The following is a 14298-nucleotide window of genomic DNA, read 5'->3' on the forward strand; positions in this document are numbered from 1 at the left end:
GGTTTCACGCGCCCAATTCGGCCGCGTGAACTGTGGTTACGATCACGGCAGCCGGGGTGGTCAGCGGGTCGGGCATTCCTCGCCGGGGAAGCCCTCGATGAGCGTGCCGGTTTCCGCGTAGAAGCAGCGTGAACGCCCCTCGCCGCCGGTGAGCAGCGGAAGCCCGTCCAGTTCGTCCACGGTGAGGGTCCCCCGCCGGCCCTGCGACGCCCAGTCGATCTCCAGCCGCCAGGAGAGGACCTGTCGCTGGCCGGACTGCGCCCGCACGGGCAGCACCGACGCGGACCGGGTGACGGCGAGCGGGAATCGGACGCCCCCGGTCGAGCGGGCGGGTTCGACGTCGAGGTCGAACCGGAGCGCGTCGCCCACGGGCTCGTCGTCGCCGGGCCCCCCGCAGACGAGGCCGACGGTGGTCGAGGCCTCGGGCGGCTCACTCCGCCGGGCCACCGTGGCACGGATGTCCGTGACGGTGACGGTGGCATCCGAGCGGGACCGCATGGTCAGCGTCACCCAGGCGGCGCCGGTCCGGGTGCCCCCGAGCCGGGTGAACCAGTCGGCCCAGCCCCCGGGCGTGTACCGCTGCGGCAGGGCCGGGAGCCGGGCGGGCGCCGCCGCGGCGAGCACCGCAACGTCGCACCACGGCCAGTCGACGGCGGCGACGACCGCGAACGGCGGCGGCTCGTCGACGGGGGGCGGCGCGTTCAGGCTCGACTGCGTGGTCGTCGCCACGGTGCACGAGAGGATCGTGGTCCCCACCACGCCGGCGGTGAACCCGAACGTTCGGCTGCGCTGCTGCGAGCGGGGGCCGCTGGACTCGCGACCACCGCCTCCCGGGCCGCCGTTCTCCGGGTTCCCGTTGCCGCCGGGACCCGCCTGCCGGTCCCGCCGGCGCGGAAGCAGCGACACGAGGCCGACGAGCACGCTGGAGATCCCCGCGAACAGCCCGAACACGCTCGCGTACTTGTCCGCCCTGTCGATCCCCTCGGTCGCGAGGAAGACGATGGTCACCGGCACCAGGAAGACGAGGGCCGCGACGAGCACGACGAGCAGGACGCGCGGCCGGTCGCCCGCGCCCCGGCCGTCGTCCTCCGGCACGGCCGGCAGCGGGTCCGGACCAGCGGGTTCGATCACCGTGCGAGCCTAGGCAGGCGGGCCGCGCCGTGGGAACGCCGTCCGGGCCGCCCGCCGGCGTCGCCCCGGGCCCGCCGCCGACGCTCCACCTTCCGACCTGCGGGAACCCGGGCTGGCGCGGGGCGGCGGCCGGGAAGCTGTCACATGATTGACAGCCCGCTGCCCGCGTTCAGTGGATCGTCCGCCCGCGCACGTCCGGCACCCCTGACTTGCGGAAGAAGTACGTGTTGACCTGGTCGCGCCATTCGATGGCGCAGCGCAGCTGCTCGTCGAGGCGCTCGGCCACCCGGGCGTGCACCGCCGGGTCGATCACCCCGGTGAGGCGTCGCCACCGCTGCCGCATCTGCGCCACCTGCTGCACCCCGGCGAAGTGGGTGTCGTAGATGTGCTGGATGACGGTTGACCCGCTGCGCAGCACGTGCCCGTACGGGACGTGGTGGAAGAACAGCAGCAGCTCGTCCGGGCAGTCGGACAGCGCCTCGTACACCTGCGACCACGGCTGCGGATACTGGCCCGTGAAGCCGGTGCCCGTGGCGCGGGTGCGGTCCACGCCCACCCCGTCGCGGTCGGCGAAGTGGTAGGTGCCCCACCGCGAGTACTCGTAGCCGTCGACGTCGGGGCCGTAGTGGTGGCGGGCCGGGCTGACCATGAAGCCGACGCCCAGCGGGGCGGTGTACCGCTCGTAGGTGCGCCACGAGTCGTCCATGACGGCGTGCAGCGTCTCGCGTACCAGCGCCGGGTCGCCGACCGTCGACGCGGGGAAGGTGAGGTCGATCCACTCGTCGAGGACCGCGACCGGGTCGAGGCCGGGGTCCCAGGCGAGCCGGCCGTAGGCGTACAGGTTGGCCTGGGCGAGGGGGTGCCCGGTCCAGAACGGGTCGTCGCCGACGTTGGCCACGGCGGCCAGGCCGCCGCCGGTCGCCGGACCGGGCCCCGAGCCGGCGGCCACGTCGGCGACCGTCGGCCCGCCGGGCCCCCACGGCGCGAACGTCAGCACCTCGCTCCAGCAGGGCGCGAGATAGCACACGTGCTGCTGCTGGCCCGTGTATTCCTGGGTGACCTGGAACTCCACCGCCAGCCGGGTCGCCGGCATCGCGGCCAGCACCGGCGACACCGGCTCCCGGGGCTGGAAGTCGATCGGGCCGAACTTCGCCTGCACCACCACGTTGTCGCGGAACCTGCCGTCGAGCGGGGCGAAGTGGTCGTACGCGGCCCGCGCCCGGTCGGTCGAGCGGTCCCGCCAGTCCTGCCGGTGGTTGTAGACGAACGCCCGCCAGTGCACCACGCCCCCGAACGGCGCGAGGGCCTCCGCGAGCAGGTTCGCGCCGTCGGCGTGGTCGCGGCCGTACGTGAACGGGCCCGGCTGCCCCTCGGAGTCGGCTTTCACCACGTAGCCGCCGAAGTCGGGGATGCGCTCGTACACCTGGCGGGTCGCGGCGGCCCACCACGCGCGCACCGCCGGGTCGAGCGGGTCGGCGGTCGGCAGGCCGCCGAGGACGACGGGCGCGGCGAAGGTGACCGACAGGTGCACCCGCACGCCGTAGGGGCGCAGCGCGTCGGCCAGCTCGGCGACGTCGCCGAGGCGGTCGGTGAGCAGCCGCGCCTCGGTCGCGTGGACGTTGACGTTGTTCACCGAGATCGCGTTGACGCCGCACGCGGCGAGCAGCCGCCCGTACGCGCGGACCCGGTCGAGGTCGCGGCGCGCCGCCCCGGCCCGCCAGAAGATCGACCCGCCCGCGTAGCCCCGCTCGACCTGCCCCATCACCGGGTCCACGTCGACGTTGTCCCAGTGGTCGAGCATGCGCCGCGCCATCGCCGGCGCGTGCCGCCGCGCCGGGTGGTCCCCCTCGAACGCCGCCGCGCCGAGGCGCACCACGTGGAACAGCCCGTAGAGCAGGCCGGCCGGCGCGTCGGCCAGCACCACCGTGACGCCCTCGGCGCGGGCCAGCGCGAACCCCTCCGCGCCGAGCGGCCCGCCGGCGCCGGCCGTTCGGGCCAGCGCCGCCGCCGGCGCGGGCAGGGGACCGGCGTCGCGCAGCGCGAGCACCAGGTCCACCTCCCGGTCCCCGGCGGTCCGGTCCGCCCGCCCGCCGTGCCGGGCGCAGGCCCGCTCGACCTCGTCGAAGACGGTGTCGACGAGCATCCCGTCGCCGCGCACGAGGACGCGACGCGAGCCGAGCGGGGCGAACGCCTCCGGCGGCAGCCAGGCGGCGTGCACGCCCCCGCCGTGGCCCGTCGTGTCGTGGCCGGCGGTGGCGGGGCCGGTCGTGGCGGGGGGCAGGCTCATGCGGTGAACTCCTTGCGGATCGTGTCGACCATCGGGGCGGCGACGCGCAGCAGCGCGAGGGCGCACACCGAGCCCGCCAGCGCGAGCACCGCCTCCGAGGTGACCGCCGTGACGGCGGCACCCGCCACCAGCACCAGAGCCGTGCCGATGCCCACCCCGGGGGCGCGCACCACGAAGTGCAGGGCGAGGCGGGCCACGTCGCGGGCCCGGAACGCGAACAGGGAGGTGATCACCAGCGCGTTCGACCCGACGAGGGCCGCCAGCGCGGCGACGCCGACCAGCGGCACCGCCCACCACCGGGGCACGCCCGCGACGTCCAGGTGGGCGAGGTTCACCGCGACGACGGTGAGCAGCGCCAGCAGCGGCAGCCAGATCCGCAGCACCCCCGCCAGGTTGGCCCGGTAACCGCGCCGGAACGCGGCGGCGGGCCGCAGGTCGGTCAGGTCGGGGCGCTGGTGGTGCAGCGCGTACAGCGCGGCCGACAGCGCCGGGCCCAGCGGCAGCGCGCAGGCGGCGTAGAGCGGGATGTTGCTCGCGTCGGCGTCGAGCAGGACCAGCGGCACCAGGCCGGGCAGGCAGGCCAGCAGCAGGAGCAGCTCGACGACGAGCAGGGTGTAGACCCGCGCGGCGGACCGCGACAGCGGGCCCTCGCCGAACTGCCGGGCGGCGCGCGCGGCGTCGCCGCTCACGGGCGGTCGTCCCCGCCGGCCCGCCCGCCGTGGGCTCGCCCGTCGCCGCCGTGGCCGGTCCCGTCGCGGCCGGGCAGGCCGAGCAGCCGGTCGCCGTCCCACCACGGCGGGGTCTCGTCGCGCACCGCGTCGATCTCCACCAGGGTCACCTCGTGCCGGGCGAGGGTGAGGTCGACCTCCACCCGGCCGGCCGTCACCGGCAGGCTGCGGTGGGCGCGGGCCGGCTCGGCGGCCTCCCGCAGCGCGTCGAGCTGGCGCGGCAGCGGGGACCGGGGCCGGCCCATCTCCGCCCAGGCCGCGTGGACGTTGCCGGCCTCCTCGCTCACCGACGAGCGCGCCAGGTACGCCGACGTCGCGCCGGGCGCGTCCAGCGGCACCGACAGCGCCAGGGTGTGCCGCTGCGGCACCGGCTCGCGGCCGGTGACGTCCACCGGTGCCCACGCCAGCACGGTGACCCGGCCGTCGGCGTCGCGGGTGACCAGGTGGTCCGCGCCGCGGGCGAGGACCTGGTCGCCCATCCGGGCCAGGAACGCGTACAGGTGGTAGGTGGGCTTCTTGAGCTGGCGGTGGGTGAGCAGGCCGAAGCCGCCGTGCAACAGCGCCGTCGGGATCCCCACCTCCTCGAACATGTCGCTGAACGTCCAGTACGAGAAGGAGTCGACGAGGTCGCCGCCGGCGGCCACCACGGGGGCGAGGTACGCGGCGTGGAACGCGGTGTCGTGGATCGGGTTGTCGGGCCGGTAGGAGGAGTTGAACTCGGTGATGTGCACGGGCAGCTCCGCCAGGGCGGTGCCGGCCAGCAGCCGGCGCGGCGTGGCGAACTGCTCCAGCAGGTGTTCCGCCGGGGCCAGGGTCTGGTGGGTGCCGAACGGCACGTGCTGTGCCGGGCCGGAGGTGTAGGCGTGCCGGCTGACGAAGTCGCACGGCACGTCCCGCGCGGCGACGAACTCGGCGAAGGGCACCAGCCACTCGTCGGAGCCGGGGGAGATGGCCGGGCCGCCGACCTGCAGGGACGCGTCGACCTCCTTCACGGCGTGCGCCGACACCTCGTACAGCCGGTGGTAGGCGTCGCGGTCCGCATCCTGCCAGAAGGCCGTCAGGTTCGGCTCGTTCCACACCTCGATGGGCCAACCGCGCACCTCGTCGAGGCCGTACCGGTCGACCAGGTGCGCGACCGTGGCCCGGACCAGGTCCGCCCACTCGGTCCAGGACCGCGGCGGGGTGACGTTGCCCTGCCACCAGAACACCGTCTGGTCGCCGGAGGCCAGGCCCGAGGGCATGAAGCCCAGCTCCACGAAGGGCCGGATCCCCAGCTCCAGGTACGCGTCGACGACCTGGTCGACGTACGTGAACGAGTGCCGCACGCGCCGCGACCCCGCGTACTCGTAGGGGCGGTGCACGCCGACGCCGTCGCTGAGCAGGCCGTGCCCCCGGATGTGCCGGAAGCCGATGTCCCGCTGGACGAGCGCCAGCGAGTCCTGGTAGTCGCGCCGCAGCGCCAGCTCGAACCGGCCGGTGCCGACGCAGGCCCGCCAGGCGTCGGTCAGCCGGCCCGCGGGCCGGTCTGGAACGTGGATCCGCATGTCGTCCTTGTCCTGCTCGTCGTGCCGGCCGGGCCCGCCGGTCCCGGCCGGCCCCCGGTGGTGGGGGCCGGCCGGGACCGGACGGTCAGCCGTTGTCCTTCTTGAACCGCTCGTACGCCTTGTTGACCACCTCGATGTACTGGTCGGCGTTCTTGGCCTTCAGCTCACCGACGTAGGCGTCCCACTCGGTCAGCGGTCGCTGGCCCAGGATGAACTTGAGCGTGTTCTGGGTGACGTAGTCCTTCAGCGGCGTCTCCCACAGCGACACCTGCTCGCGCTCGGCGTCGGTGAGCGGGGCCGGCGGCGGCACCTCGACCGGCTTGCGCGTGTTCATCACCTTCTGGAACTCCAGCTCCTCCGGGGAGAAGAAGGACTGCATCAGGTCCAGCTTGCCGCCGTAGGCGAAGACCCCGTTGGCGAAGCCGAAGTCCTTCTGCAGGTGCTTGGTGCCCTTGGGGTTGAGCCCGATCATGTCGACGTCGGGGGCGGGCATCCGCTTGCCGGCGGCGTCCTTGACGAACGTGGTGCCCTCGATGCCCCACTTGGCAAACTCCTGGCCGGCGTCGGAGTAGTAGAGCCAGTCGATGAACTGCATCATCGCCACGAAGTTCTTGCTGTCCCGGGCCTTTTTGGAGATCATGACGCCGTTCTCCAGCCGGGAGGCGGGGTTGATCTCGCCGGCCGGGCCGACCGGCAGCGGGATGTTGACCAGCTTCGCGCCGGGGATGGTCTTGGCCAGGTCCGGCCGGTAGTCGTTGACCAGGGTCTGGGCGTTGCTGGAGATGACGAAGGACTTGCCGTTGGCGAGCTTCTGGCGGGCGGCCTCGTCGCTCTGGGTGAAGCTCTCCGGGTCGAGCAGCCCCTCGGTGACCAGCTTGTTGAGGTACTGGATCATCTGCTTGTACTGCTCGGTGGCCCCGGTGTAGACGAACTTGCCGGCGGCCGGGTCCCAGGTGCTGTGCTGGAAGGACCAGCCGGCCTGGGTGCCGAAGGAGCTGCCGGCGATCCGCAGCAGCGCGCCGCCGGGGGTGGGCTTGCTCCACCGGTCCGAGTACGGGTACGAATCCGGGTACTTAGCCTTCATCGCCTTGAGCACGGTGTAGAGCTCGTCCCACGTCTTCGGGACCGGCTGCTTGAGCTCGTCGAGGATGTCGGTGCGGACCGCGACCGTGTATTCCTGCCAGGGCTTCTCGTGCAGGCCCGGCAGCAGGTAGAACTTACCGTCGGACTGGCGGAGGGTGTCGATCTCCGGCTTCAGCCCCCACTTGTCGATCTTCTCTTTGAAGTTCGGCATCAGGTCCAGGTAGTCGCTCACCGGCAGGATCGCCCCGGAGGAGACGAACTGGTTCTCCGCCGGGTGGTAGGTCTTCGGGATGATCAGCGGGGCGTCGCCGGCGCCGACGAGCAGGCTGCGCTTCTGCTCGTAGTCGCTCAGCGGCACGGCGACCGGTTCGAGCTTGACGTTGGTCCGCTTGGTCAGCTCCGACCAGAACAGCCACTCGTTCTTCAGTGGATAGTTCGGGTGGTTGTTGTAGAGGATGGAGAAGGAGAGCGGCTCCGTCGCCGTGAACTGGGTGCCGACGGCGTAGTCCGCCATGGCGCCGGCCCGGTTGCCGGACAGGTCCTTGGCGTCGCTGGCTTCCTCGGAGCAGGCGACGAGGGTGAGGGTGAGCAGGCTGGCCGCGGCTATGGCCGCGCGCCGCCACGTTCTGTGGAGCACGGCTCGTCCTTTCCGAACGGTGGTGGGGTGGTGGGGGAACATCGCCGGGCTACCCCTTGACCGCGCCGAGCATCACGCCCGACACGAAGTAGCGCTGGATGAAGGGGTAGACCGCCAGGATGGGCAGGGTGGTGAGCACGATGGTCACCGCCTGCAGGGTCGCGGCGGCCTGGACGGCGTCGGACTCGGCGACGCCGCCGGCCGACTGGGCGCCGGTGGCCCCCGCGATGAGGTTGCGCAGGTAGACGGTCACCGGAAACATCTCCTGCTGGTCCAGGTAGAGGAACGCGGTGAACCACGAGTTCCAGAACGACACGGCGTAGAACAGCACCATCGTGGCGATGATGGCCTTGGACAGCGGCAGCACGATCCGCAGCAGCGTCCCGTACGTGTTCAGCCCGTCGACGGCGGCGGCCTCCTCCAGCTCCTCCGGCAGGCTCTCGAAGAACGCCTTCATCACCAGCAGGTTGAACACGTTGATGGCGTTGGGCACGACGACCGCCCAGATGGTGTTCTTCATGCCCAGGCTGGTGATCAGCACGTAGTTGGGGATCAGCCCGCCGGAGAAGAACATGGTGAACACGGCGATGCCGACCAGCGCACCGCGCCCCTTGAGCCGAGGCTTCGACAGCACGTACGCGTAGCAGGTGGTCAGCACGATGGAGATGACCGTGGCGACCACCGTGTACACCACCGTGTTGCGGTAGTTCGTCCAGAACAGCGCGTCGGACATCACCAGCTTGTACGTCGTCAGGTTGAACCCGCGCGGGACGAGGTTGACCCGCCCGGCGATGATGTACGCCTCGTCGCTGAGCGAGCGGGCCACGATGTTGACGAACGGGTACAGCGTCACGATCACGACGCCGGTGAGGATGACGGCGTTGACCGCCTGGAAGACCCGGTAGCCCCGGGTCGGGCGGATCCCCTTCGGCCGGCGGGTCACCCGCCGGGTCTCGCCGGTCTCGGCGGCTTCCACGGTCACCACAGGCTCGTCCCCACCGTGCGCTTGGAGATGGCGTTCGCCGACAGGACCAGGGTCAGCCCGATCACGGCCTCGAACAGGCCGATCGCGGCGGCGTAGCTGAAGTTGCTGGACTCGAAGCCCATCCGGTAGAGGTACGTGGAGATCACGTCGGCGGTCGGATAGGTCAGCGGGTTATACAGCAGCAGGATCTTTTCGAACCCGACCGCCATGAACGTGCCGATGTTGAGGATCAGCAGCGTCACCATCGTGGGCCGGATGCCGGGCAGCGTCACGTGCCAGGTCTGCCGCCACCGGTTCGCCCCGTCGATGCGGGCCGCCTCGTAGAGGTTCTCGTCGATGGTGGTCAGCGCGGCGAGGTAGAGGATCGTGCCCCAGCCGACGGTCTGCCAGACCTCGGAGGAGACGTAGATGGTGCGGAACCACTCCGGCTGTTGGAGGAACGGCACGGCCTCGCCGCCGAGGCCGCGCACGATCTGGTTGACCGTCCCGTCCATCGACGTCAACTGCATGACCATGGCGGCCACGATCACGATGGACAGGAAGTGCGGCAGGTAGGACACCGACTGCACGAACCGCTTGAGTCGGCGGGCGCGGACCTCGTTGAGCAGCAGCGCCAGGACGATCGGCAGGGGGAAGCAGAACAGCAGGGTCAGCGTCCCGAGCACGAGGGTGTTGGTGAACACCTCCCAGAACGTCGGGTCGGCCAGGAACAGGCGTACGTAGCGCAGGCCCACCCAGGTCTCGCCGAACAGGCTGCCGCCGGGGGAGAACCGCCGGAACGCGATCACGTTGCCGGCCATCGGCAGGTAGCGGAAGACCAGGAAGAACACCAGGGGTGCCACGGCGAGCGAATAGAGCTGCCAGTCCTTGCGCAGCGCCTGCCGCCAGGTGCGGCGCCGCCCCCGGCGGCGCCGCGCGGGGCGGCCCGCCGACCGGGCGGCGTCCCGCGTCGGGGGCACCGGCGGCGGGGTGAGGGTGTCGGGGGTGGTCATCGACGGCCTCCAGGACGGGGCGGAGGTGCCTAGGCGGACTGCGGGACGGCGGCGGGGGCGATGCGTGCGGTCGACACCAGTCGACGCTGGTGGCCGACGGTGCGTTCGGCGCCGACGAGGCGCAGCGGGAGGGCGGCGGCGAACTCGCCGCTGGACCGGCCGAGCCGCAGCTCCACGTCGCCCGGCTCGACGACGCGCCGGCCGTGCGCGCCGGTGAAGGACGTGACGTCGGCGGGCACTCCGAACGTCACCCGCGCGCTCTCGCCCGGCGCGAGCGGGACGCGGGCGTAGCCGACCAGGCGGACCACCGGCCGGGTGGTCTGCGCGACCGGGTCGTGCAGGTAGAGCTGGACGACCTCGGTGCCGGCCCGGTCGCCGGTGTTGCGGATCGTCACGTCGACCTCGACCTCGCCGTCGACCGCCCAGTCGAGGCGGTCGCCGCCGGTGGCAGGGGCCTCGTCGACCCCGCGTACGCCCGCGTCGTGCCACTCGAACGTCGTGTAGCTCAGCCCGTGGCCGAACGGGAACACCGGGGTGGGATCGACCGACGACACCTCCGACCGGCGGCCCAGCGCCGGGTTGAGGTAGGTCGACGGCAGGGCGCCGGCGTCCCGGGGCACGCCGACGGGCAGCCGCCCGGACGGGTTCACCGCGCCGGTGAGCACCTCGGCGATGGCCTGCCCGCCGCGCTGGCCGGGGAAGAACGCCTGCACCACGGCCGCGGCGGAGTCGACCTCGGGCCCGAGAGCGTACGGCCGCCCGGTCAGCAGCACCAGCACCACGGGCGTGCCGGTGGCGAGCACCGCCCGGATCAGGTCGGGCTGGACCCCGGGCAGCCGCAGGTCGGTGGCGTCGCAGCCCTCGCCGGACGTGCCACGGCCGAACATGCCGGAACGGTCGCCGACGGCGAGCACGCACACGTCGGCCTCGGTGGCCGCCGCGACCGCCGCGGCGAAGCCGGAGGTGTCGTCGCCGGTGACCGCGCACCCGGGGGCGTGGGTGAGACCCGGGAGCAGGCGGCCGAGGGCCTCGCGCAGGGAGGCCAGCTCCACGCCGAGCCCGTGCTCGGGGTGGCGCACCCCCACGTGGGAGGGGAACGTGTAGCAGCCGAGCATCGCCATCGGGTCGTCGGCGACCGGACCGACGAGGGCGACGCGGCGGCCGGCGGCCAGCGGCAGCAGCCCGCCGTCGTTGCGCAGCAGGACCACGGACTCGCGGGCCAGGCGCAGGGCCACCTCCTGCGCGCCCGCGTCGTCGAGGCGTAGCCCGTCGACGCCGTCGGGCAGCGGCTGCCAGCCCTGGTCGAGTAGGCCCAGCTCGGCCTTCTGCGCCAGCACCCGGCGCAGCGCGCGGTCGATCAGCGCCTCGTCGACCTCGCCGGCGCGGACCGCCTCGACCAGCGGGGGACCGAACGCGTCGACGGTGGGCAGCTCCACGTCGATCCCGGCGCGCAGGGCGAGCCGGGCCGCCTCGACGCCGTCGGCGGCGACCGCGTGCAGCGTCTGGAGGAAGCGCACCGCGAAGTAGTCGGCGACCACGGTGCCGGTGAAGCCCCACTCGTCGCGCAGCAGTCGGGTCAGCAGTCCTTCGTCGGCGGCCACGGGCAGGCCGTCGATCTCGGCGTAGGAGTGCATCACCGAACGGGCGCCGCCGAGGCGCAGCGCCATCTCGAACGGCGGCAGGATGACGTCGGCCAGCTCCCGGCGGCCCATCGACACCGGGGCCAGGTTGCGTCCGCCGCGCGAGGCCGAGTAGCCCGCGAAGTGCTTGAGGGTGGCGACGATGCCGGCGGCCTCCAGACCGCGCACGTACGCCGCGCCGGTCGTCCCGACGAGGTACGGATCCTCGCCGATGGTCTCCTCGGTGCGGCCCCACCGGTAGTCGCGGGTCACGTCGAGCACCGGCGCCAGGCCCTGGTGGACCCCGGCCGCCCGCATGGACCGGCCGATCTGGCCGGCCATCTGCTCGACCAGCTCGGGGTCGAAGGACGCGCCCCAGCTCAGCGGCGTCGGGTAGACGGTCGCGCGCCAGGCGGCGAAGCCGGTGAGGCACTCCTCGTGCACCTGTGCCGGGATGCCGAACCGGCTCGCCGCCGCTATCCCGGCCTGGGACGCGGCCAGCGAGCGCGCGCCGGCCACGGGGTCGACCGGTGCGGTGCCGAACGGCCGGGTCAGCTGCCCCAGCCCGTGCCGGATGACGTCGCTCCACCGCAGCTCGCCGTCGACCATGTCGGCCTGGTGCGGCGCGACCCCCTCGCCGGAGGCGTCGGCGCCGACCCACACCCCGACGAGCTGGGCGACCTTCTCCTCAAGCGACATCAGCGGCAGCAGGGCGTCGGCGCGCTCGGTCGGACTCAGCCGCGGGTCGCGCCACCGCGCGGCGTCCGGGGACGCCTCCGCGTCGTGGACGGGCAGCTGACTGTTCATGCCACACCCCTTCAGCCGGGCCCGGGAGGCTCCCCGGTGGCCCGCGACGACTGGCGACGGCGAGCCGGCCCGAAATTTTCGGAAATCCCCGCGTGACCTATTTCGGGCAACTTAAGGGCCCTAAATGGGCATGTCAAGGCTCGTCCCGCCCGGATTGGATCGACGGGGGTCATCGTACCTGGGCATCGCGCGTGTTACAGTCCTCGAAAATTTCGGAGAGGTTCCATGCCCCACTTCGACCTGCCCCTCGACCAGCTCCGGCAGTACGCCCCCACCGTGGCCGAGCCCGCCGACTTCGACGCGTTCTGGCGGGCCACCCTCGCGGCGGCGGCCGAGCACCCCGTGCTCGTCGACGTCCGGCCCGAGCCGACCCACCTGCGACTCGTCGACACCTGGGACGTCACGTTCGCCGGCTACGGCGGTGACCCGGTGCGGGCCTGGTACACCCGTCCCGCCGACGCGGACGGGCCGTTGCCCCTCGTCGTGGAGTACGTCGGCTACGGGCGCGGCCGGGGCCTGCCGCACGAGCGCCTCACCTGGCCGGTGGCCGGCTACGCGCACCTGTTGATGGACGCCCGGGGCCAGTCCGGCCACTACGCGGCCGGCGACACCCCCGACCCACGCGCCGGCGCCCCGGGCGGCCCCTGGCCGGTGACCTGGGGAATCCTCGCGCCCGAGGACTACTACTACCGGCGGCTGATCACCGACGCCGTGCGGGCCGTGCAGGCGGCCCGTGCGCTGCCGGGCGTCGACCCCGGCCGGGTCGTCGCCGCCGGCAACAGCCAGGGCGGGGGGATCGCCCTCGCGGTGGCGGGCCTCGTCGACGACCTGGCGGCCCTGATCACGACCGCGCCCTTCCTGTGCCACGTCCAGCGGGCCATCGAGATCACCGACGCCGAGCCGTACGGCGAGATCGCCCGCTACCTCGCCGCCGACCGGACGGCCGAGGAGGCGGTGCGGCGCACCCTGTCCTACGTCGACGGCGTCACCTTCGCCCGCCGGGCGGTCGCGCCCGCGCACTTCGGCGTCGGCCTGCGCGACACCGTGTGCCCGCCGAGCACCGTGTTCGCCGCCCACAACCAGTACGGCGCCGCCAACGGCCGGCCGGAGCCGCCGCAGCGGGTGGTGCACGTCTACCCGTTCAACGGCCACGAGGGAGGGGAGGCGGTGCAGGTCCGCCGGCAGCTCGCGTGGCTCGCCGGGGTGCTCGCCGCGCCGGCCGACGCCACCGGCCCCGCCACCGACACGACGGAGGAGAGCGCGTGAGGATCGTCGACGCCCGGGTCATCGTCACCTGCCCCGGCCGCAACTTCGTCACCCTGAAGATCATCACCGACGAGGGCGTCACCGGGGTCGGCGACGCCACCCTCAACGGCCGCGAGCTGGCCGTCGAGGCGTACCTGCGCGAACACGTCGTGCCGCTGCTGATCGGGCGCGACCCGGCCCGGATCGAGGACACCTGGCAGTACCTCTACCAGGGGGCGTACTGGCGGCGCGGCCCGGTCACCATGAGCGCCGTCGCGGCGGTGGACACCGCGCTGTGGGACATCAAGGGCAAGGTCGCCGGCCTGCCGGTCTACCAGTTGCTCGGCGGCCGGTCCCGCGAGGGCGTCACCGTCTACGGCCACGCCAACGGCGAGACCGTGGACGAGGTGCTGGCCGAGGTGGCCCGCTTCGTCGACCTCGGCTACCGGGCGGTGCGGGTGCAGAGCGGCGTGCCGGGCCTGGCCAAGACGTACGGCGTCAGCGCCGACAAGATGTTCTACGAGCCGGCCGACGCGGCGCTGCCCACCGAGACGGTCTGGTCGACGGCCCGCTACCTGGCCCACACCCCCGGCGTGTTCGCCCGGGTCCGCGAGGAGTTCGGCCCGACGCTGCGGCTGCTGCACGACGTGCACCACCGGCTCACCCCCATCGAGGCGGCCCGGCTCGGCCGCAGCCTGGAGCCGTACGCGCTGACCTGGCTGGAGGACCCGGTCCCCGCCGAGTTCCAGGAGGGCTTCCGGCTCATCCGGCAGCACACCACCACGCCGATCGCCACCGGCGAGGTGTTCAACTCCGTCTGGGACGCCACCACGCTCATCCGCGAGCAGCTCATCGACTACGTCCGCACCACCGTGGTGCGGGCCGGCGGCATCACCCACCTGCGGCGCATCTTCGACTACGCCGCGCTGCACCACGTGCGCAGCGGCTCCCACGGTGCCACCGACCTGTCGCCGGTCTGCCTGGCCGCCGCCCTGCACCTGGACCTCGCGATCCCGAACTTCGGCCTGCAGGAATACATGCGGCACACCGAGGAGACCGACGCGGTGTTCCCGCACGGCTACCACTTCGCCGACGGCTACCTGCACCCCGCCGAGACGCCCGGGCTCGGGGTGGACATCGACGAGGAGGCCGCCGCCCGCTACCCCTACTCGCCGGCGTACCTGCCGGTCAACCGCCTGGAGGACGGCACCCTGCACCCCTGGTGACCCAAGGGCGCGAG

10 protein-coding genes are annotated in these 14298 nt (G+C 73.1%); 2 read left to right on the forward strand and 8 right to left on the reverse strand.

Going from position 1 to position 14298, the window contains the following annotated elements; all coding sequences use genetic code 11:
• Window positions 1–60: 60 nt before the first annotated feature.
• The 8 genes from ACVMYR_RS25195 to ACVMYR_RS25230 form a co-directional block, all read right to left on the reverse strand.
• Window positions 61–1131 carry a hypothetical protein gene (locus ACVMYR_RS25195; protein ID WP_457122927.1) on the reverse strand — a complete coding sequence of 357 codons (1071 nt, stop codon included), beginning with the start codon at window positions 1129–1131 and terminating at the stop codon, window positions 61–63.
• A gap of 169 nt (window positions 1132–1300) precedes the next feature.
• Entirely contained in the window at window positions 1301–3418 is a 2118-nt protein-coding gene (locus ACVMYR_RS25200) for an alpha-glucuronidase (protein WP_457122928.1), read from the reverse strand.
• Window positions 3415–4107: a hypothetical protein gene (locus ACVMYR_RS25205; protein WP_077937837.1), complete on the reverse strand. Its 693-nt coding sequence runs from the start codon at window positions 4105–4107 to the stop codon at window positions 3415–3417. Before ACVMYR_RS25205 ends, ACVMYR_RS25200 begins: the two co-directional genes overlap by 4 nt.
• A complete protein-coding gene (locus tag ACVMYR_RS25210; protein ID WP_457122929.1) occupies window positions 4104–5690 on the reverse strand; it encodes a GH39 family glycosyl hydrolase in 1587 nt (528 codons plus the stop codon). Before ACVMYR_RS25210 ends, ACVMYR_RS25205 begins: the two co-directional genes overlap by 4 nt.
• 85 nt (window positions 5691–5775) lie before the next feature.
• The gene (locus tag ACVMYR_RS25215) at window positions 5776–7410 is read right to left on the reverse strand and encodes an ABC transporter substrate-binding protein (protein WP_077937839.1); all 1635 of its coding nucleotides are present in this window, start codon (window positions 7408–7410) and stop codon (window positions 5776–5778) included.
• Between the two features lie 49 nt (window positions 7411–7459).
• A complete protein-coding gene (locus tag ACVMYR_RS25220; protein ID WP_256091841.1) occupies window positions 7460–8392 on the reverse strand; it encodes a carbohydrate ABC transporter permease in 933 nt (310 codons plus the stop codon).
• On the reverse strand, window positions 8389–9387 hold the full coding sequence (locus ACVMYR_RS25225; protein ID WP_396790748.1) for an ABC transporter permease: 999 nt from the start codon (window positions 9385–9387) through the stop codon (window positions 8389–8391). Before ACVMYR_RS25225 ends, ACVMYR_RS25220 begins: the two co-directional genes overlap by 4 nt.
• 29 nt (window positions 9388–9416) lie before the next feature.
• Complete coding sequence (locus ACVMYR_RS25230; protein ID WP_431898164.1) at window positions 9417–11813, reverse strand: beta-xylosidase/alpha-l-arabinosidase; 2397 nt, start codon at window positions 11811–11813, stop codon at window positions 9417–9419.
• A 225-nt stretch (window positions 11814–12038) separates the two neighbouring features.
• Here ACVMYR_RS25230 and ACVMYR_RS25235 point away from each other — a divergent pair, with 225 nt between their 5' ends.
• On the forward strand, window positions 12039–13079 hold the full coding sequence (locus ACVMYR_RS25235; protein WP_457122930.1) for an acetylxylan esterase: 1041 nt from the start codon (window positions 12039–12041) through the stop codon (window positions 13077–13079).
• On the forward strand, window positions 13076–14284 hold the full coding sequence (manD, locus tag ACVMYR_RS25240; RefSeq protein ID WP_077937843.1) for a D-mannonate dehydratase ManD: 1209 nt from the start codon (window positions 13076–13078) through the stop codon (window positions 14282–14284). The genes ACVMYR_RS25235 and manD overlap by 4 nt, the downstream gene beginning before the upstream one ends.
• The last annotated feature ends 14 nt before the right edge of the window (window positions 14285–14298 follow it).

The organism is Micromonospora sp. PTRAS2 (assembly GCF_054052245.1).

Excerpts from the sequence above, each read along its gene's own strand:
- ACVMYR_RS25225 (WP_396790748.1), bottom strand. The coding sequence starts at position 9,387 with ATGACCACCCCCGACACCCTCACCCCGCCGCCGGTGCCCCCGACGCGG.
- ACVMYR_RS25230 (WP_431898164.1), bottom strand. The coding sequence starts at position 11,813 with ATGAACAGTCAGCTGCCCGTCCACGACGCGGAGGCGTCCCCGGACGCC.
- ACVMYR_RS25235 (WP_457122930.1), top strand. The coding sequence starts at position 12,039 with ATGCCCCACTTCGACCTGCCCCTCGACCAGCTCCGGCAGTACGCCCCC.
- ACVMYR_RS25200 (WP_457122928.1), bottom strand. The coding sequence starts at position 3,418 with ATGAGCCTGCCCCCCGCCACGACCGGCCCCGCCACCGCCGGCCACGAC.
- ACVMYR_RS25210 (WP_457122929.1), bottom strand. The coding sequence starts at position 5,690 with ATGCGGATCCACGTTCCAGACCGGCCCGCGGGCCGGCTGACCGACGCC.